The organism is Paenibacillus daejeonensis DSM 15491, from assembly GCF_000378385.1.
Lineage (GTDB): Bacteria > Bacillota > Bacilli > Paenibacillales > Paenibacillaceae > Paenibacillus_D > Paenibacillus_D daejeonensis.
In genome coordinates this window covers 179,081-198,969 of the sequence record NZ_KB899664.1, presented here as the reverse complement: position 1 = coordinate 198,969, position 19,889 = coordinate 179,081, and the positions used below count along the sequence as shown (strand labels likewise).

The 19,889-nt window shown below is 56.1% G+C and carries 15 protein-coding genes; 4 read left to right on the top strand and 11 right to left on the bottom strand.

Annotated elements, in window-relative coordinates; genetic code table 11:
* Positions 1 to 133: 133 nt before the first annotated feature.
* From F556_RS0117815 to F556_RS0117785, 7 genes are all read right to left on the bottom strand, one after another.
* Entirely contained in the window at positions 134 to 952 is an 819-nt protein-coding gene (locus F556_RS0117815; RefSeq protein WP_020618342.1) for a DUF4097 family beta strand repeat-containing protein, read from the bottom strand.
* A 295-nt stretch (positions 953 to 1,247) separates the two neighbouring features.
* The gene (locus F556_RS34410) at positions 1,248 to 2,909 is read right to left on the bottom strand and encodes a copper amine oxidase N-terminal domain-containing protein (protein WP_020618341.1); all 1,662 of its coding nucleotides are present in this window, start codon (positions 2,907 to 2,909) and stop codon (positions 1,248 to 1,250) included.
* A 173-nt stretch (positions 2,910 to 3,082) separates the two neighbouring features.
* Positions 3,083 to 4,723, bottom strand: a complete 1,641-nt coding sequence (gene pelA, locus F556_RS0117805) for a pectate lyase (RefSeq protein ID WP_026297359.1) — start codon at positions 4,721 to 4,723, stop codon at positions 3,083 to 3,085.
* A 205-nt stretch (positions 4,724 to 4,928) separates the two neighbouring features.
* Entirely contained in the window at positions 4,929 to 5,810 is an 882-nt protein-coding gene (locus F556_RS0117800) for a carbohydrate ABC transporter permease (protein WP_020618339.1), read from the bottom strand.
* A 36-nt stretch (positions 5,811 to 5,846) separates the two neighbouring features.
* Positions 5,847 to 6,728 carry an ABC transporter permease gene (locus tag F556_RS0117795; RefSeq protein ID WP_245583092.1) on the bottom strand — a complete coding sequence of 294 codons (882 nt, stop codon included), beginning with the start codon at positions 6,726 to 6,728 and terminating at the stop codon, positions 5,847 to 5,849.
* A gap of 230 nt (positions 6,729 to 6,958) precedes the next feature.
* Complete coding sequence (locus F556_RS0117790; RefSeq protein ID WP_020618337.1) at positions 6,959 to 8,518, bottom strand: extracellular solute-binding protein; 1,560 nt, start codon at positions 8,516 to 8,518, stop codon at positions 6,959 to 6,961.
* Between the two features lie 185 nt (positions 8,519 to 8,703).
* Entirely contained in the window at positions 8,704 to 11,004 is a 2,301-nt protein-coding gene (locus tag F556_RS0117785; protein WP_020618336.1) for a helix-turn-helix domain-containing protein, read from the bottom strand.
* Between the two features lie 124 nt (positions 11,005 to 11,128).
* Here F556_RS0117785 and F556_RS0117780 point away from each other — a divergent pair, with 124 nt between their 5' ends.
* The 4 genes from F556_RS0117780 (at position 11,129) to F556_RS0117765 (ending at position 16,335) form a co-directional block, all read left to right on the top strand.
* Entirely contained in the window at positions 11,129 to 12,670 is a 1,542-nt protein-coding gene (locus tag F556_RS0117780; protein WP_020618335.1) for an extracellular solute-binding protein, read from the top strand.
* A gap of 77 nt (positions 12,671 to 12,747) precedes the next feature.
* A complete protein-coding gene (locus F556_RS0117775; protein ID WP_020618334.1) occupies positions 12,748 to 14,409 on the top strand; it encodes a helix-turn-helix domain-containing protein in 1,662 nt (553 codons plus the stop codon).
* Positions 14,410 to 14,463: 54 nt separating this feature from the next.
* Positions 14,464 to 15,468 carry an ABC transporter substrate-binding protein gene (locus F556_RS34405; RefSeq protein ID WP_020618333.1) on the top strand — a complete coding sequence of 335 codons (1,005 nt, stop codon included), beginning with the start codon at positions 14,464 to 14,466 and terminating at the stop codon, positions 15,466 to 15,468.
* A gap of 264 nt (positions 15,469 to 15,732) precedes the next feature.
* Positions 15,733 to 16,335, top strand: a complete 603-nt coding sequence (locus F556_RS0117765) for a restriction endonuclease (protein ID WP_020618332.1) — start codon at positions 15,733 to 15,735, stop codon at positions 16,333 to 16,335.
* A gap of 45 nt (positions 16,336 to 16,380) precedes the next feature.
* Here F556_RS0117765 and F556_RS0117760 read toward each other — a convergent pair whose 3' ends face one another.
* The 4 genes from F556_RS0117760 to ssuD form a co-directional block, all read right to left on the bottom strand.
* Positions 16,381 to 16,935: a DUF1697 domain-containing protein gene (locus tag F556_RS0117760; RefSeq protein ID WP_020618331.1), complete on the bottom strand. Its 555-nt coding sequence runs from the start codon at positions 16,933 to 16,935 to the stop codon at positions 16,381 to 16,383.
* 87 nt (positions 16,936 to 17,022) lie between these two features.
* Positions 17,023 to 17,958, bottom strand: coding sequence for an ATP-binding cassette domain-containing protein (locus F556_RS0117755; RefSeq protein WP_020618330.1), 936 nt, complete (start codon positions 17,956 to 17,958; stop codon positions 17,023 to 17,025).
* Positions 17,913 to 18,707, bottom strand: a complete 795-nt coding sequence (locus tag F556_RS0117750) for an ABC transporter permease subunit (protein ID WP_020618329.1) — start codon at positions 18,705 to 18,707, stop codon at positions 17,913 to 17,915. Before F556_RS0117750 ends, F556_RS0117755 begins: the two co-directional genes overlap by 46 nt.
* A gap of 17 nt (positions 18,708 to 18,724) precedes the next feature.
* Positions 18,725 to 19,867: an FMNH2-dependent alkanesulfonate monooxygenase gene (gene ssuD, locus F556_RS0117745; RefSeq protein ID WP_020618328.1), complete on the bottom strand. Its 1,143-nt coding sequence runs from the start codon at positions 19,865 to 19,867 to the stop codon at positions 18,725 to 18,727.
* Positions 19,868 to 19,889 lie beyond the last annotated feature (22 nt).

Sequence of the window (19,889 nt, the reverse complement as noted above, 5' to 3'; positions counted from 1 at the left end):
CGGCAAGCGGGGGTACGGGGGTGCAAGCACACGGTACACGGTGCGGTGGCCGGGGGGCAACACGGAAGCGCATTGCAAAAAAACAGCAGGCCAGCAGGGCTCCCATCTCCCCCTGCCACCTGCTGTTTCCCTGTTACTGCTGCACCTTCAGATCGACGGTGCCGACTTCGGACTTCAGCGTCACTTTGGGTCCGCCGCTGCCGAGGGTGCCGGTCAGCTTGCTGCCCGACTGCTCCTTGACGTCCAGGCCAGCGAGGTCCGAGCTCACCTTGCCCAGCTCGCTGCTTAGGCTAATCTCTGCCGCTTCGGGTTGGACCGCTAAGCCCAGGCTTACAGTGCCCACACTCGACTTGGCATTAATATCATCCGTCAACTCAATCCCGCTCAGCTTGATCTCGCCCGCTTCGGTCTGGATATCCAGCTTGCCCTGGACCTGCTCCATCACGATCTGACCGGCGTCGATCTTCGCTGTAATCTGCTCTGCCGCGACATCGCGGATATCGATTCGGCCAAAGGCATTGGTGACGTTCAGCTTGTCATACGTCTTCTCCGGAAGCGTAATGAGGAGCTTGCGCTCCCCGCGCTGATCATTGCCAATGTTGCGGCTGTTCTCCTTGACATCCAGCTGCAGCGTGCCTGACTTGACCTCGGTGCTGAACGTTACCTTGTTGCTGATATTCGAGTCCATCAGCAGTTCCACTTCGGCCTGGTCGCCCGTGCTGCGGCTGATGAAGATGGCCAGCGCCTCGCCCTTCACTTCAATGCCGTCGAACGCCTCTGCCGCATACGTGCCACTGCCCTTGCTGACCAGCTCGCCCGATCCGGAGCCCTCGCCGATCACCGACAGCTCCACCCGCTCAGGGACCTTCTCCAACAAGCCACAGCCTGTCAATGCTGTTGCCAGCACTGTCGCTGCCAGCAGCACACTTACGGTTCGTTTCGTTTTCTTCATTCGTTGTCCGCCCTCTTTCCGCCGCGTCTCACGCTAGTGTATGAGCCTCATTGTACACTAGCGCGATACCCAGCCGCCACCGACCGGGGACTATACACGACCTGGCCTCAAGTCGGGGATTTCCAGGCGCGTGGCTCGAAGCCGATTTGACGGACGAGTCGTGTGTCTTGCAACTGCTGTCATGCCGCCGATCCCCGAGCCACCTGCCCCCGCGCGCTTCCCCGCGGCCTAAGCGCTTTACGCACGCGGTAAGAGTGAGGCTCACTACGAAGCTTAAGGAGACCCAGCAGAATTATTATTCAAAAATACTGAATCCCAACCACTGACCATCAAACAGATCCTGGCCATCCATTGTCACCACGTTCTCGAATGAGAGCTTCATATTGGTCAACAGATGGAATCGGTCAGACGGGAGGAGGACCACGGCCAATCGCTCGATGCTCTCACCCGGCTTCAGCTCATCCTTTACAGACGAGCGCAAGTCAGTCGTTTCCAACACACTGGTCGTCAACGCCTCCGAACGAACCGCGATTTTAATGTCATTCACATGAATTGATTTGCTCGAGTTGTTCTTCACGGTATACTTGGCAGTCAGCTCGATGATGCCCTTGCCGCCGAAGCCGTTGAAGCTCTGCTGATGCTCCGTCTTGATGTCCACCTGCGCCCACTGATACCCGATCAGCCCCAGCTCGATCCCGTTATGGGACTCTTTGAAGTCCGGCGTTCGTTCCTTCAGCACTTCCTTGTAAGCCAACCCTTGCTCCACAAGCAGGTTCTGATACGGCGTAATCGCCTCCTTCAGGAGATAATCCCCGCCACCGATTCGCAGCATGCCGTCATTCTTGTCAGGCATGAAGAACATCCGTGACTCGGAGGATCCGTCCTTGTACCGGAACAAGATGGTGTAGCCTTGAATAGTATAGGTTCCCGATGCTGCCGATCCCGATGTAATGGTTGACGAGACCCCCGAGCCGGAGCCGCCATCCTCGGAGCCATCCGCTGTAACTCCTGTCCAGTTGCTATCGGTAAACGTGCCGTCCGGACGGAACACATACGTACTCACCCGGGCCAGTCCTGTGCCGCCAGGTGCACTCGTGTACCCACTAGCCTCATATTTACCATCCAAAACCGTCCGTCCCAGTGGAGCGTGGCGGGTATAGTCGTCGCCATCAATGACAGCATCACCACCGGGCTTGATCTCCAGCGTATAGGATTCCCCGTTGCTCAGGGTCAGCTTGCCGCCCTTGACCTCATACGTGAGGCAGCTGTCCTTGGCGCAGTCGAGTCGGTCGACGCCCGTCTCAGGAAGCTCTTGAATGACGTGACGGTCATCCACGAAGAAGAAAATATCCCAGCACACGCCACCGCAGCTCCGGCTGCCGAGCAGGTCAAGCGAATGATGCGCGTACAATCCACTCAGTCCCGAGGTGGATGCGGCTGGCGGCATATAGCCTTGGTTGACCTGGCGCTGGGCCTCTTCCTTGGTCAAGCCCAGAATGCTCTGGTACTCGGAGCTGTAGATGCTAATGGTGCGCTGCTCGGCATTCCAGCCCACTGCCGCGCCTGTGGCCTCCCCCACGAACCGCAGCGGCACCAGCGTGTGGCTCCCTGCTATTCTTCCGGGACTGTCGAGCGTCACGCGTTGCCCGTTCACCGTGGCGCTGGGGCTATCGATCACCAGCGAGAAACTTTGATTGCCTTTGCTGCCGCGCACCGTCTTGGTCGATGCATTCCAATCCAGTTTAATGTCCAGCGCCTCGAACAACGGCCGCAGTTGGACCACCGTCGATCCGTTCTGAATCTTGGGCTGAATAGAGAAAACGACCGGCTGGCGATCGACATAGACTTGAATTTTCTCCTCCGCTGCTACAGCCGAGGGTACGATAAATAGCAGGAACAAAATTAGGACACTAAACCCCGTCTTGGGCCAACTAACGACGGAAGGTGCAACCGACATAAGACATCTCCCCTTATCTGCTTTTTTTCCGATATTTGGTCGATAATAGCATACGTATATACCGGAAGGCAGGCAATAGGCTGGGAGAAGCAAACTTGACCGAGCAACGAAAAGCTTCTATTAAAACAAGGAAAATAGTCCCATGTTCACCGTCTATCCCCTTAACCTCGCACTTAAGGGAGTGGCGCAGACAACGTATAGTATCCATTCTGGGAGGCATGCTGCAGCAGCTGTCGGCCGTAATTGCCCGCCCACTGGTAGCCATGCCGGCGTTCTTCGCTAATCTGGAGGATGTCATAATACTTCTGTCCATCGCGATCCGCGAAGAATGGCGTATTGTCTTGCAGATTGTAGAATCGGTACCAGATAACGCTATTGGGGTCAGCTGTAAAATAGACCGGCCCATTGCGGTTATACCTGACGCCGTTCGAGCGGACGTGATCATACCAGGCGAGTGCACCGATTGCCGCCTCACGTACCTGTGGTGTCTGCGGGAGCGCCATCAGCAAGGCGGTAATGCCGACCGATTCACTGCCGGATTTGCCCGGCAGCTCGTAGGCTCGACCAGCTCTGGCCTCATAGGTGACCGGATCGTGCTGCTGTCCCCACACCGTGCGGGTACTGCCCATCTTAATCTGTGAATTCAGAATGTAGTCGACGCCCTTGTTCAGCGCGGTGCTTAATTGGGTGCGCTGCGCACTGGTCACGACATCATTGTCAAAGGGCGGCCGCTGGTCCACAATATCCTTGACCAGCACCATGACCCGGACCATTGCGCCGTCGTTGTAGGTGACATGGTCGGAGTAGTTGTTCCGTTTCGGGTACACTTGCGGCCATCCCCCAGACGGGTATTGCGCAGTCAGAATGAAATTCACCCCGTTTCTGACTGCATTTCGCATCGCCGTGTTGTTCGTCTTCTTGTACATATCTGCGAGGAAACGGAGTTCTTTGACCGTGGCATCGTTATCGAACATGCCCAGCTCCACGCCGCCCGCCGTCCATTCCGAGCGAGACGCACTGCCGTTCCACGGCGATGCATAGCTGATGCCTTTGGAGAACCCGCCATGGGGCATTTGCCAGCTAATCATATTCATGGCGAAGGTCGTGTCTGTGGAGAGATTGCCCGTGACGAAGCTGCTGTAGTCCCGATATCCCGTAAAAAAACTATCCATATTGAGCCCAGGCACCGCGATGGCGTCCTCCACCGCAATATCATCGTACTTCGCCGTAGTAGCATCCTGCGCGACCAGACCAATGGCTCCGTTGCTCAAGCTGCTATCTGTGGCTTCCAGCTGCAGGGTATCATTGACGAACATGCGAAGCTGAGAGCCGCTCACCTCCAGCCGGACGTTGTACCAGGTCCCTTCGCTCAGCGCATAATTTTTCTGAACCAGCGTGGTGGAGGTGCCGCCGATCTTCTTGCGGATCTCCAGCCTTCCACCCCCACTGTTGTACAGCGAGGCGGCATAATAATTGTTGCCGTCCTGGTACCTTGCGGCCAGCATAATACGCCGCGCACCCCCAAAAGAATCCGCTTTCATTTTTGCAGACACACGATAGTTCGCCCAAGACATCTGACCGGCATGAGAGTGCCCCTCGGCAGCGCCCGTCTTACGGTACACGGGAGAGCCATCGCTCACAATGCCCCACGTCCCGTGCGTTGCTGTCCATGCTGAAGCATTCCCGCTATTGAAGTTGTCCGTGAATAAGGTTGCGGCCCCTGCAGCACCTGGCGATACCACCCACGCGGCCAATACCAATAATGCTGCTAACAACAGGATAAGCCCTTTGTTCATTCGCGATCTTGCCTTCACGTCGATTCCTCCTTCATGATCATGGTCTTACCGCCTCGATCTCCGTCCCTGTTGCTCATGGCTGCCTACCGCTTGTCCGCACCACCTCCTTTCCGTTAGCCTCCGGGACCATGCCGTCCCCGCTGAGGCTTCAAGCTCCTATGACATACACGAAGCTCCGGAACCTTGCTTGTCCCGGAGCTTCATGATGGATATGCAATTGGTTTTAACCCTTAATGGAACCCAGCAGAGCCCCCTTGGCAAAATACTTCTGCAGGAACGGATACACCAACAGGATCGGTACCGTGGCAACCACGATGACGGCCATCTTGATCGTCTGCTCCGGCGGAGCGATGTAGTCAGCGTCAAATGCGCCGGACTCGTTGCTCATGCCAGTGGCCAGAATAACGATCTGCCGCAGCACGACCTGCATCGGATACATGGTCGAATCATTCAGATACAGGATGGCATGGATGTACGTGTTCCAATACGTGACCGCGTAGAACAGTGAGATGGTTGCCAGCGCTGGCATCGAGAGCGGCAGTACGATACGGAAAAGGATACCGAAGTCGTTGCACCCGTCGATTTTGGCCGACTCCTCCAGTCCCTCCGGCAGATTCTGAAAGAAGCTCCGCAGGATGATCAGATTGAACGCATTGATGGCCACAGGCAGAATGAGCGCCATGTAGTTATCAATCAGTCCCAGCTCCTTCACGACGAGGAAGGTCGGGATCATGCCGCCGTTGAACAGCATCGTGAAGACAACCATGAACATAATCGTCCGGCGGCCATCCAGGTCACGACGGGACAAGCCATACGCCATTAAGGAAGAGAGAAACATACTGATGAATGTGCCGCCCACGGTGACGCCGATGGAGATCAACATCGCACGCAGGATCGTATTGGTGGAGAAAATATAAGCATAGGCATCCAAACTGATCGTCGTCGGAAACAGAATGAATTTCTTGGCGGACATCTCCGCCGCCGTCGTCAGCGAGCCCGCCAGCACGTGGATGAACGGAAGCAGCGTAACGAGCGCGATGAGCGTGAGCAGCAGCATATTAACAGCACCGAAAATGCGGTTGCCCCAAGTTCTGTCTTCAACCATGAGAATACGCCTCCTTTACACGTGTGGAGCCGGGCATCAGTAGATGCCCTCCTCGCCGAATTTTTTGGCCAGCCAGTTCGCGAATACAATCATGATCAACCCGACAAAGGATTTGAAGAAGCCCACCGCGGTACTGTAACTGAATTGGCCGTTGCGCAGACCAGCGGTATAGACGTAGGTATCAAAAATCTCCGCCACCTCGCGATTCATCGAGTTCAGCAGCAAGTAGACATGCTCAAAGCCAAGCTCCAGCACATCGCCGATCTTCAGAATGAGCAGGATGATAATGACACTGCGGATGGCCGGCAACGTGACATGCCAGATCTGGCGGAACCGGCTGGCGCCGTCCATGCGGGCAGCTTCATACTGTTGCGGATCCACGGCAGCAATGGCGGCCAGATAGACGATCGTCCCCCAACCGGCTTCACGCCAGATGACCTGCAGGATATACATCGGTCGGAACCAGTCGCTGCTGAGCAGGAAGTTGATTTTGCTGAACCCGAAGAATACCAGCAGCTCGTTGATGATGCCCCCATCCAGCGTCAGCATGACGAAGGAGATGGAAGCGATGATGACCCACGACATGAAATGCGGGATATATACAATCGTCTGCACAATGCGCTTGAACATCAGCAGACGCACTTCATTCAACATCAGGGCAAGAATAATCGGAATCGGGAAGAAGAAGAACAGGTTGTACGCAAACAAAACGATCGTATTACGGAAGATCATCCAGAAGGTCGGTTCATTAAATAAGCGCTCGAAGTGCTTGAACCCGACCCAGTTACTGCCGGTAATGCCGAGGTACGGCTGGTAATCCTGGAAGGAGATGACCAAACCCCACATCGGAAGGTATTTGAACAAGAGAAAAAATAGGGCGCCCGGCAAGATCATTAAATAGAGATATCGGTTTTTCATAATGCGCCTCAGCCGCTCGCCTCTGTGCGAGATGACGGGGCCGGGCGTCCCGGTACGGGGGGCGGATGCGGGTTGATTCATGGCCAGTCTTCCTTTCTATGCCCGCCATGGCGGAGGAATCGGAATGATCGAACGGTTGTTGTCATCGTTACGGTACGGTTAGCGCTAGGGGAGGCCATTTGCGGGAGAAGAGCCTCCCGGCTCTCCTCCTGCCCTTCCGCTCATCTGCTTTATTGAATCGCCTGATAAGCTTCCGTGTACTCCTGGATCATCTGGTCGCCGCCTTCCGCGCGCCAGCGATCAACGGCCTTCTGGAAGCCGGCTTCGTCAATATCACCAAGCACATATTGGTACGTTGCATCCGTAATGATCTGCTGCAGCGCGCCGCCACGCTCGATGTACGTTGGCGAATCCAGCGGTGCAGACGGATCGTGAATTAGCATCTCGTCATTGGCAGCTACCAGCTCTTCAGCCAGCGCGCGTGCCGGCAGTTCGAAGTAGCCTTTCAGCATCCCTTCAATGGTGGCTGGTCCACCGATGGCCCATGCATTGTGCGGTTTGACATGGGTATTGTCTGTCACTTGATCGACGGTTTTGTTTGCCAATCCGTCCTTGATCTCATAATGCTCGCCCTCAATACCCCAAGTGAGCAGGTTCGCACTCTCGGCGCTCATCAATTCATTGTAGAAAGCCAGAATCTTATGCAGATCTTCTTCTGTTTTCACAGCCGATTTCGGGAACAAGACAACGGAGCCATAGCCTGGGATGGCCCAGATGCCTTTGCCGCGCGGCCCTTCAATGCCGTTCACAACGGTCAATTCCCCATCCGGATTCATATCGGCCAGTTGGTTGGAGAGAGTCAGTACGTCCGGCATGGAGCCGATGTAGACGCCGGCTTTACCATTGACGAGCAGGTCGATCTGGTCCGTCTTGCTGGTCACCGGGAAGTCCTGGTTCATGAAGCCTTGGCTATGAATATCTCGGAAAAAGTTCAGGGTATCCATATACGCCTCATGCATGAATTCCGGCTGGAACGTATCGCCCTCAACGGACCAATAGTTTGGTGTGCCAAAGTACGAGCTAACCGTCTTGAACGCACCGTAGATCAGGTCGCTGCGATCCGACAGGCCGATCGTATCGTCCTGGCCGTTGCCGTCGGGATCATCTTGAGTGAAGGCGCGGATCATTTCTTTGAGATCATCCGTTGTCTTCGGCTCACTCAGACCCAGGTTGTCTGCCCAGTCTTTGCGGTAGATGACACCCTGGCGGGAGAGTGGACGTTCCATGTACAAGGTATAGATTTTGCCATCCACAGCCGTGTTGTTCAGTACCTCGGGATTCAGGTTGCTCAGGTTTTCATATTCAGACAGCAGGGGACCGATTTCCCAAAATTGATCGGCGCGAATCGCATCCTTGGCAAAATCGGTGTTTTTGGCCGACACGATCATCGGCAGAGAACCGGTGGCAAAGGCTGCATTGAGCTTCTCATCATAGCTGCCGTCCGGTACCCACTGGAACTTGATCTTGGTATTGGTCTTCTCTTCAATTAATTGGGGAATGACATTGCTCGGCACCTCCGCCGAGTGCTGGGTGACCATCATGGTAATCTCGAATGGCGTGTCATCTGCTGGTGCCGTACCTTCAGCATTGGTGCCCCCCTCGCCTGCTGGTGTGTTTGTGCCAGTGCCTCCGCCGTTGTTGCCGCTCGAGCAAGCTGCCATGAGCGAGCATGTCATAATGACGGCGATGCACATGGTCAGGATCCGTAACCGTTTCTTTGTAGAATTCATCGGTGTAGACGACCTCCTTGCGGTTTTTTGTTTACGCTTTCACTTTATCCCCTCCGTGCGGTTACCGCTATAATCATCTCCTCACAAACGCAGGCATGCCAAGGGTTTCGGGCAGATGACCCCCCTTCACCTGAGGTGATGATTATCGGTGTTACGGAGGACGCAAAGAAAAAAGCGGCCACGCGTCAATGACGCTGGCCGCTTTCGCGATACTGCCCGGGGGTGACCCCCTCCTGCTTGCGGAAGGAGCGGATGAAATTCTGTGAGTTCGTGTATCTCAGCTTGGCGGCGATCTCCTTGACGGGGAGATCGGTCTCCAGCAGCCACTTCTTGGCGATCGTGAACCGGTAGCCGCTCAGGTAGTCGCTGAAGGAGACGCCCGTCTCCTTGCGGAAGACGCTGCTCAGGTAGTTGGCGTTATAGTGCAGCTGCGCTGCACATTGCTCCAGCGTGAGATCCGTATCATACTGCTCGTGGATGATCGCGATAATCTGCTCGGAAATATTGTGGTATTGCTGCTCCTGGCGATCCCGGAAGATCGTAATCAGCGGCAGCACGACCGTCTCCCAGAACCACTCCTCGATCTCGCCCGCCGTCTGTCGGCTGCGCAGCTCGCCATAGAGTGAGCCTGGCACCTGCAATTGGTGCATCGCTACGCCGGATTCCTGCATCATGGTCATCAGACTGCCCAGCAGTCGGTTGAGCGGCACTTCATACTCCTGCGGCGTCATCTCGACCTGGAAGATGGATGCGAGCAGACGGCCCAGCATTTCCCTAGCCCGTTCAGGCTCAGCCAGCTTAATGGCATCCAGCAGCTCGCCTTCCTTCTGGCGGGGATAATCCAGCTGCAGGTGGCGTCGGCCCGAGTTCACATCGCTGTATTGGATAATGACGCCTTCGCCGAGCTTCATCCGGTGTCGCAGCGCATCCAGCCCTTCCCGATAAGCGCTATGCAGCTGGGTCAGGTCCGTGAACGGGAGGCTGATGCCGATGCTCACTTGGAGACCCAGATAGGATTCGATGCGCTGCTGCAGCCGCTCGGTTAGCCCATAGATGAACGTGGCAAATGCGTCCGTATCCCGCTCCGTGTGACCGATCATCGCTACCGCTGTCGTATCAATGACGACCGGGGCGGCCAGATGCTCGGCCGGTACGCTCTCGCCCAGAATATTGTCCATGGCGTAGAGCAGCAGCTCCGTGTCCTCCCTGCCATACCGCGTCTGATCCAGCGAATCGATCTGCAGCGTAATTACGGCCGCCGTCTGCCAGCTGTCAAGCTGACTGCCATAGCCGTATTGACGCAGCCGTGCGTTCAACGACGACCGCTTGGCCTGTCCCTGGTACGCCTTGATCAAATAGAGCGTACGCACCTGGGAGAGCTGCTGATGCACCTCCTGCTCCAGCATTGTCTTGGAACGGAACAGATCCCGCACATGCTCGCTAATGTATTGGAGCTCGTCACCGCCTTGCTGCCTTCCACCAGGTGCAATCTGCGATAGCAGCTTGCCAATCGGCGAGTACATGCGGCGTGAGCCCACCCATGCAATCGCCATGGACAAGAGCAGCAGCCCCAGACAGATGTAAAGTGTGTAGCGGCCGATTTTGCCCGCCTCGCTTGTAATACTGTCGATGGAAACCACTGAGACATAGTACCAGCCGTTCAATCCAGACCGGTAGTAGCTGACAGTATACGACTCACCATCAATCTCAGTCCCTAACTGATCCGCCGACGGGCCTTCGAGCAAGGCCTCCGAGATGTAGCCGCTCTGGGAGACCGGTTGCCCGATCAGATCCAGATCGGGATGCAGGAGAATCCGCATTTGATCATCAACAATTATCAGATGCGACCCGTTCTCCTCGATCTCATACTGAATCATCTCCTGGAGACCACAAGCCGGAATATTGGCCGCCACGAAGCCGGCTTTCTCTAGCGAATTGGGCGGCAGCTTCTTCACCAGGGAGATCTGGTAAGGACAGACGGGACGGACGGAGAGTCCTTCTCCATGGAACCAGTCGCTAGGATTGAGTACCCAGGAGGTGCTGTCGGGGATGCGCAGCATGCTCATCAGCTCCTGATGATAGGGGTACTCGTCCAGCGCGTAGCGGCCGGAGTTTTTGATCATCCAGTTCATATCCTGGTTCACCAGAATGACGTCCTGAACCTTGGTATCGAAGGCTTGCAGATTGCCGAGTTCATTGCGCAGCTCATTGTAGGTAACAAAAGACTCGGCCCCCAGCGGGTCTGTAATCGCTTTCCTAACAACCGTCGAAGTAACCAGTTGATTCAAGGTATGGTTGACTGTAGACAGCACCTGCTCCACATTGGCATTGGTCTGACGCAGCAGCTGCATCTTCGAGCGGGTCACATGCTTCTCGATCTCGTTGGTCGAGGTGACATAGGAGGTCACGCCGATGAACAGCACCGGGAGCGCGCTGAGCAAAAAACCGAACAGCGTTAATCGCGCCAAGAAGCTCAAATGCCGCATAGGCTGCTCACCTCCAGGTTATTTCCAATTTTCCGGTAATTTCAATTGAAGAATCGCAGGTCGTGATGTTACACTAATCATACACGTTCTTGCTCGATTGTAAAGATTAAGGGGGGAGCTCGGCATGCGTGATTTGCGGCATCATCATTTTTTAAACCGCTTACAAAGTAGTAGATTCGGCTTGCGTTCCCTGGGATGGCTGCTCGTGCTGGCGCTAACAGCCTGCTCCGGAGTCCCAGTGGCTCAGGATCCGCCGGTACCAACCAACACCCCGCTCAGCATCATGCTGCCTCTGCATCTGATTCAGCCTCCCAGTCCGGAGCTGATGGGCGAGCTGGAGCAACTCACCGATACCAAGCTTGACCTCCACTGGGTTCCAGATGAAATCTACGCCGACAAACTGAGCTTGGCAGTGGCGAGCGCCTCCTTTATGAAGGTAACGTATGTTAATTTCCTGGAATATCAGTATATGAAAAATGCTATTCGCCTGGGCATGTTCTGGGAGATCGGGCCCTATCTCTGGGACTTCCCTAACCTGCGCAAGCTGAGCTCTCATGTGTTCGAAGAATCGGCCGTCGATGACAAGATTTACGGCTTGTATGCGGAGCGTCCGGAATCCAGACAGGGCATTGTCATCCGCAAGGATTGGCTGGACCGGCTCGGACTGAAACCTCCAGGGACGTTGGAAGAGCTCTATGAGGTGCTGCATGCCTTTACGTACAATGATCCCGACGGCAATGGCGTACAGGATACATTTGGACTAACCGACCGCAATGACCTCGTTTACGGCGCCTTTAAGACGTTGGGCTCTTATTTTGGCACGCCGAATAACTGGGGGTTGATCCAGGGCAAGATTGTGCCTGAATTCGAGACGGAGCCCTACATGGATACGATGCGATTCATGAAGCGTATCTACGACGAGGGGCTGATTAATCGGGATTTCTCAGTCACCAGCAAGCAGAATCAGCGCCATATGCTGGTCAGCGGCCAAGCAGGCGTGTACGTCGGCAGTATGGCGGATGCGCAGCGGCTGGCTGATAGCGCACAGGAGTTGAATCCCGAGGCCGAATTCACGCTGGTGAACCGTGTGCTCGGGCCCGCAGGCTACCGGGTCTGGGCTATGCCGGGCTATGGCGGGATGTTCCTGTTCTCCAAGAACGCCATCCAGACCAAGGAGGAGCTGCTCGATATTCTGGCCTTCTATGACCGCAGCATGGATGCTGATGTAAGCAATTTAATGCGCTATGGCTTCGAGGGGCGCCATCATACGCGAGTCGCTGACAAGGTCAGTCTGACACCCGAGACCGAGAGCCTCCGCATCAATGAGGTCAACGCCATCCACACGCTAATGATCGGTGAGCGCACCAATCCGAACCTGCTGCCTTTCGCACAATATCGACCATTAACGGAGCTGTCGGAGTCCCTGATCAAGGACAATACACGCTTCATCGTAAGAGATGCCACGATTAACCTGGAATCGCCCAAAGACGACGAGATCGGTCTGGAGCTCCAGAGTATCATTACGGAGGCCACCTATAATTTCATTCTCGGTAATCTCGACGAAGCCGGCTTCCGGGGCGAGGTTGCCCGCTGGAAACAGAGCGGCGGGGCCCAGATTATAGAGGAGTATAATGCCTCCTACCGCCGCTTCCGGGGAAGCCAGTGACAATCGATTGAACAGCAGCAGTGCGCAGGCTTTGCTGGTATAATGATGCTATGGACCATGTACGGGAGGTATTGGTTATGCAGCATCATGTATTCTCAACAACAGCGGGCCTGCCGCCTGTTCTCTATGCTCTGATAGATGTCCTCATCTCCCCTGTCCTGCCGGATCGGCCTGTGCAGATGACACGAGATTACCATAGCATTATTATCGTCACCTCCGGAGAAGGAACGCTGGAGTGTGGGGGCACGAGCAGTCCGATTAATGCCGGAATAATAGTCATGTCTCCTCCCGGTGCCTCGGTCAGACTCGCTTGCACAGGAGACCACGAGATGCGTCTGTGGCTGATTCGTTACCGTATTATTCCGCTGCAAGAGCACCCTCCACCGGCAGAAGCACCCGTCGAGCACTCGAGTATATATGCCTTTCCCGGCACCGAAGCGATCTTGGCGCTGGTTAGAGAGATGGACAGGCTCAAGTCCCTGGGACAGCTCCACGATCCCCTTGCCGGTACCCGTCTGCTGTATGAGATGCTGCACCAGCTCGCTCAATGCCGGCAACGTCATGAAGCCGCACAACAAGCGGATGCTGCGGAGCGGATCAGAGGCTACCTCGAGCAGCACTATAGGCATAAGATTGACAAAGAGCGGCTTGCTGCCGTTGCAGGTCGCAGCCGCAAGGCGTTGCCCGGCCTCTTCCGACAAGCCTTCGGCCAGAGCATCAGTGAATATACCAACGCCTTGCGAATTCGCCGCGCTCAGGAATTGATGCTGGGCTCCGGCCGCAAGCTGAGCGAAATTGCGCAGGCCGTCGGTTACAAGGATGAGTTCTACCTCAGCAAAACATTCAAGCGGAAGACCGGCCTCTCGCCCACGGTCTATATCAAGCGTGCCAAGAGCTTCGCTACCCTCGACCACGCCTATACGCTGGACTTTGTCGCCCTCGGGGTCTCGCCGCTCGTGGCCATGGCCGATACCTGGCTGGAGCGCAGCTACCCCCACTTGCTCAAGAGCGGTTCCTGCCATGCCATTGACTGGAGCTGGTCACGGCCTGCGCGCTATGCCCTGCTGGAGCAGATGGCGCCGGATGTGATCGTCTATGCGGAGCAGGAGGGCGACGATCTGGACCGCCTGCGTCGCATCTCCCCCGTCGTCCAGATTCCTTGGCAGGGCGTAGACTGGCGGGAGCACTTCCGCATCGTCTCCGAGTTGGCAGGCCACTTGAGCCAAGCAGAGGCGTGGCTGGTACGTTTCGAAGAGCGGGCAGCGGAAGCCCGGGAGGAGCTGACGAAGCTTCTTCAACCTGACGAAACGGTAGGCATCCTGAATATTCGGGCCGAGGGAATGATTCTCTATAGCAGTGGCTATATGGGAGCCGATCTGCTGTACCACACGCTTGGCCTAACCCGGCCTGCAATCGTATCGCAGCACAATAATGACGGCAAGGAGTGGCGGGAGGTTGCTCTGGACGACCTGGCCGTAATTGATCCCTCCCACCTCATCATAGCCATTGAATCCAGCACTGCAGGACATACACGCGCCAAGCGAACGATGCAAGACCCACTCTGGTCCACCCTTTCTTCCGTCCGCCAGGGACGCGCCTATCCCGTAGAGATGATGAAGTGGTATGGCTATGGGCCAGCGGCCATTGAGGCTCAACTGGAGGAGCTGCTGCTACTGTTGCAACAAAAAAAACAAGTCTCGCCTTCCCTTTTTGACATGGACAACGTCTTCCCGCGCTGATATATTGATGATGATAATCATTATCATTATATTCAAGGGAAGGATGACATCACGTTGCGTACAACATACGGCTACTGGCTGAGCGCAGCTTGCCTTGCGCTGCTGCTGTTGCTCAGTGCTTGCGGAAGCACGAATCAGACAGAACAGGGGACCAACCTCTCATCAGACACGGAACAGGAGACGGACGCTCCGGATACGGAGGACGTCTCACAAGAAGGAGCTACTCGGACGTATACTCATGTGTCAGGAGAAAGCAAGATTCCTGTAAAACCCCAGCGAGTCGTCTCGGACTGGTACTATGGTGAGCTGGTCGCTCTGGGCGTCAGGCCGATCGGCTTGACCAGCTATGTTCTCACTCATCACCCGTTTATTGAGCCGGAGGGCACCGAGGATATCGGTTCGACGCCGAATCTGGAGAAGGTACTCGAGCTGCAGCCGGACCTAATCCTGCTCTATGGGAACAATGAGAACTATGAGCAATTCTCCAAAATCGCGCCCACCGTGGGCCTGGAGCTGTATCCTGACCCGATTAACACGATGCAGGTATTCGGCGATCTGTTGGGAAGAGAGCAGGAAGCGAACGATTGGATCGCTAACTTTGAGGCCAAAACAGCGGCAGCCAAGGCGAAGCTCGCGGAACACATCGGCAAGGACGAGACGTTTACGATCTTCACCGTCTGGCGCAAAGAGCTGCGTGTCTATGGCGATATTAACATGGGCGGCTATATCCTCTACAACGCGCTCGGTCTGAGTCCGCAAGAGCGCGTCCTCAGTGATATTATCCAGGGCGAATCCATCAATGCGGGCCATGCAATCTCTATGGAAGAGCTGTCGTCCTTCGCTGGCGATCATATCATCCTAACCACCTTTGACGCCGATGAGCTGACCGCAGAGCTCAAGGAAAGTGGAATTTGGCAAGGGCTGGAGGCCGTCCAAAACGGTCAGGTGTATGAAATCGACTTTGACCTGATCTATAATGAGGATCCCGTAGCTATGGAACATCAGCTGGATCTCTTGACAGATCTACTGACGCAAGACAAAGCTGCAGTAACACCTTAAGCACGAAAACGACTATTCTACAACTAAATATTCAATTCTTGCGACTATGCCAGGATCTAAGAGCAAGCCCACCCTTAGCGGGTGGGCTTGCTGGCGTCCCCCGTTATATACTGGGTCCGGTCCAGTGCTATATTGGTGGTTCTCACCAGGGTCAGCTTGATCTCCCGCGTCTCTCCCGTGAGCGGATTGGCCGCTGTGCGCAAAGGGTCGAAATTGTGATATAGTAGGGAACATAAGTTTGGTATAGAAAGAGGCGTTCGTACGATGCATGAATGGATAGAGAGGCTGCCCGTCTCTGCTTCGGTCGCCTATGTGCTAGGCGCCGTCCTTGCCTTGGGGCTTGGCTGGCTGCTGCTCCGGCTATGGATTAGGGCACTGGCGAGGCGACGCCTGGCGCGTCTGGACCCTTACAAAATTACGATTCGTGACATTGACGAGATGGAGGGCAGAGAATTCGAACGGTACCTCCATCGCTTTCTCACAGAGCTGGGGTATGAGGATGTGACACGGACACAGGAGAGCAAGGATTTCGGGGCTGACCTCGTGTTCACCTGTCGCGAAGGGTACCGCCATGTGCTGCAGGCCAAGCGTTACCAGCCGAGGGCCAAGGTCGGTCTCTCTGCCGTGCAGGAGATTTACACCTCGATGCGCTACTACGAAGCCGACCGGGCCATTGTGCTGGCATCGGCGTTTTATACCGCATCTTGCATCACTCTGGCAGGCGTCAATGGCGTCAAGCTGCTGGACCGGGAGGACCTGATTGAGCTTATTGCAGACTTCAAGGCAAGAGATCATGAGGAAGCGATGGGTCGTATTGAGAGTGAGCCGGACTGGCTGGATTCACCGTGGAGTAAGGCGAGAAGCTAATAGTAATACCAAGTAATATTAAGTGATACATTGAATTACTTAGCGTCACTTAGATGCTTCCGCAGCCGCCTTCATCAGGTCATACAGCTTGCGGGTCGTATTCAAATTGCGGATGGTCATCAGCTTATACATCTTCGTACCCACCAGTTTGTTAAGCGAGCCGCGTGCAGCATGTTGACGATCTATGGCATAGAGGATCGCCCCGGCGACATAGCGTACGTCCTCCAGCTCCGGCTTCCAGACCAACTGCTCCAGTATAGACGCCTGGTTGATCTCCTCCCACAGGAACAGCACCTCGCTCTTCATCTCCTGATCGTTGGTCCAGGATGCCGGCAGCTCGCGCATGAGCGCCTCAAAATCATCCAGACTACGGATCAGCACCCGAATGCGCAGATGAAAGGTTGTGTAGATCACATCTTCCAGCAATGCAGCGAGTTCTCCGTGCGTGCGGCTCTGATCTACGAACACAATATTGCCAGAGTTGATATACGTAACGACCTGCTCCATGCCCGCCGCTTCAAACGCCTGCTTCAAGATCTTCATATCCACCTTATTGTTGCCGCCCACGTTAATGCCCCTTAACAACGCTACATAGACCATCCTGATCCTCCTGTTATCCGGCCATCGCCGCTTGGTAGAATCAGTGTATCATATGGGGCGGTCAGGCTCTACAATAGGGGTTCCCCATCAGATATCGAAGTCCGAGCGCTCGCGATTTCCGCTGGCGTTGTCTCCAGTCTGCAGCACACGATTTAGAATCAGCTGTTCAAAATGGGCAAAGCCGCTATCCTTCACCCGCGGCCGGGCCAGGGTAATTGGAATGTCGAGCGCGATACGACCCGCATCGATCAGTATGACGCGGTCGGCAAGCGCCACCGCTTCGCTGACGTCATGGGTAACCAGCACGGCGGTGAAGCCTCGCGACGTCCAGAGCGACTCGATCAGCTGCTGCATGTCAATCCGCGTCAGTGCATCCAGCGCGCCCAGCGGCTCGTCGAACAGCAGCAGATGTGGCTGCCCGACCAGTGCCCGGGCCAGGGCGACCCGCTGACGCTGACCACCGGATAGCACCGAGGGCCATTCGTTCGCGCGATCCGCCAGACCGACGAGCTCCAGCGCCGCCTCTGCCCGGCGCTGGGCTTCTGTCGCGTTCACGGAAGCCAGGCCGATCTTGACATTATCGATTACCGTCTGCCAAGGCAGCAGCCGGGCATCCTGGAACATGAAGCGCGTGTCGGCATCAATATCCTTCACCCGCTTGCCGTCCCGCGTCAGCTCGCCTTCGCTTGCCCCGTCCAATCCGGACAACAAGCGCAGCAGCGTGCTTTTGCCACAGCCGCTGCGTCCGACGATGGCAACGAAGGAGCCCGGCTCAATGTCGAGCGACAGATCGCTTAATACGTACTTGGTCCCGAAGCGCTTGGAGACCTCACGCAGACGGAGCGCTACCCCGCCTTCCCCCGATACTGCTCCCGCGGGGGCTGCCTGCCGGATGGAACGTTGCGGGGCATCTTGCTCTTGCACATGCAGTCCTTTTGCAGCTTCATGGCGTTCAGGAGCCACCCGGTACTCGGGTGTCAGGCTTTCGGCGGCGGCGCCGTTTTTGCGAAATGTGGATGCCATCTGAGCCATCTCCTCTCCAGCCACTTGGCCATCGTATCGGATAGCTTGCCCAGCAGCGCATAGATAATAATTGCGAATACAACGACGTCCAATTGGAAAAACTCCCTGGCATTCATCGCCATGTACCCAATACCCTGATCGGCCGCAATCGTCTCCGAGACGATGAGGGTCAGCCACATGATGCCTAGCGCAAAGCGCAGACCCACCAAAATCGAAGGCATGGCGCCTGGCAGAATCACCTTGCGGTAGAGCTGCCAACGGCTCAATCCATAGACCCGGCCCATCTCGATCAGCCCAGGATCCACGGAGCGAATCCCATGCAGCGTGTTCAGATAGATGGGGAACATGACGCCTAGCGCGACCAGAAAAATCTTGGCCGTCTCACCGATACCAAACCACACGATAACGAGGGGAATCATCGCCAGATGCGGAATGTTGCGGAGCATCTGCAGCGTCGAATCCGTCAGTTTGTCCGCAATACCCAGCACTCCGTTCAGGAGACCGAATACGAAGCCAATACCCCCGCCGATCAACAGTCCCGTCCCCGCCCGCATCGTACTGACGGTAATGGCTTCGAGCAGCGTGCCATCCAGTGTGAGCCTCACACCTGCCTGGAAGACGTCAACCAGCGTAGGGAGAGTGCGGTCAGAGATCATGCCTGTACTGGTTGTAAGCTGCCACATGACCAGAATGAGCAGTGGAATGAAAAGCGGCAAGGATGAAGCATAGACTCTGGACCATCTGTTCATCTGCGTCCGCCCTCCCGTCAGTGCGCCGAAGCCCGGGGGGCCGGCTTGACGTTATTGGCAATGATCTCCCCAAATGGACTGATGGAAGAAGGTCCGGGAAGTCCGTCACGACTCAGCTGAAGCAGCGGGAACAGCAGCTCGGCTACCCGGTAAGCCTCCTCCAGATGCGGATAGCCGGAGAAAATAAACGTCTCGATCCCCAGCGCCTCATACTCCCGCATCCGCTCTGCGACAATTTCGGGACTGCCTACCAGAGCCGTCCCTGCGCCGCCGCGTACCAGGCCGATCCCCGCCCACAGATTGGGGCTGATCTCCAGTTGATCGCGGCGGCCCTGATGGAGCTGCGCCATGCGCTGTTGGCCTACCGAATCGAACCGGGCAAAAATACGCTGCGCCTCGGCAATCGTTTGTTCATCGACATGCTCAATGAGCTTGTCGGCAGCCCGCCAGGCCTCTTCCTCCGTCTCCCGCACAATAACATGGAGCCGGATGCCGAAGCGCAGCTGACGGCCTTCCTTGGCGGCAAGCTCCCGCATCGCCGCAATCTTCTCACCTACGGCTGCAGGTGGCTCGCCCCAGGTCAGATACACATCGACGTGCTCCGCAGCTACCTGCTGCGCGACCTCCGAAGAACCACCGAACCAGAGCGGCGGATAGGGCTGTTGGATCGGCGGGTAGAGCACATGCCCGCCCTCAATCCGCAGATGATCGCCTTGGTAATCGACACGCTCGCCCGAGAGCTCCCTGCGCCACACGGAGAGAAACTCGCTTGTCAGATGGTACCGCTCGGTGTGATCCAGGAAGAGGCCGTCTCCAGCCAGCTCGACGGGATCGCCACCAGCCACAACATTAATGAGCAGGCGACCGCCGGAGATTCGGTCCAGCGTCGCCGACATGCGAGCTGCCAGGGTAGGAGACATTAGCCCCGGTCGCACCGCAACGAGAAATTTTAACCGTTTGGTCACAGGTACCAATGAGGAAGCGACAACCCATGGATCCTCGCAAGAGGTACCCGTTGGAATCAATACACCTTCATAGCCTAGCCGGTCTGCGGCTGCTGCGATCTGCTGCATGTACTCGGCATCCACGGCACGCGCGCCTTGGCTCGTGCCGAGATAGCGTCCGTCTCCATGTGTCGGGATAAACCAGAATACATTCATGCTACTCACCCTCGCTTCGTAG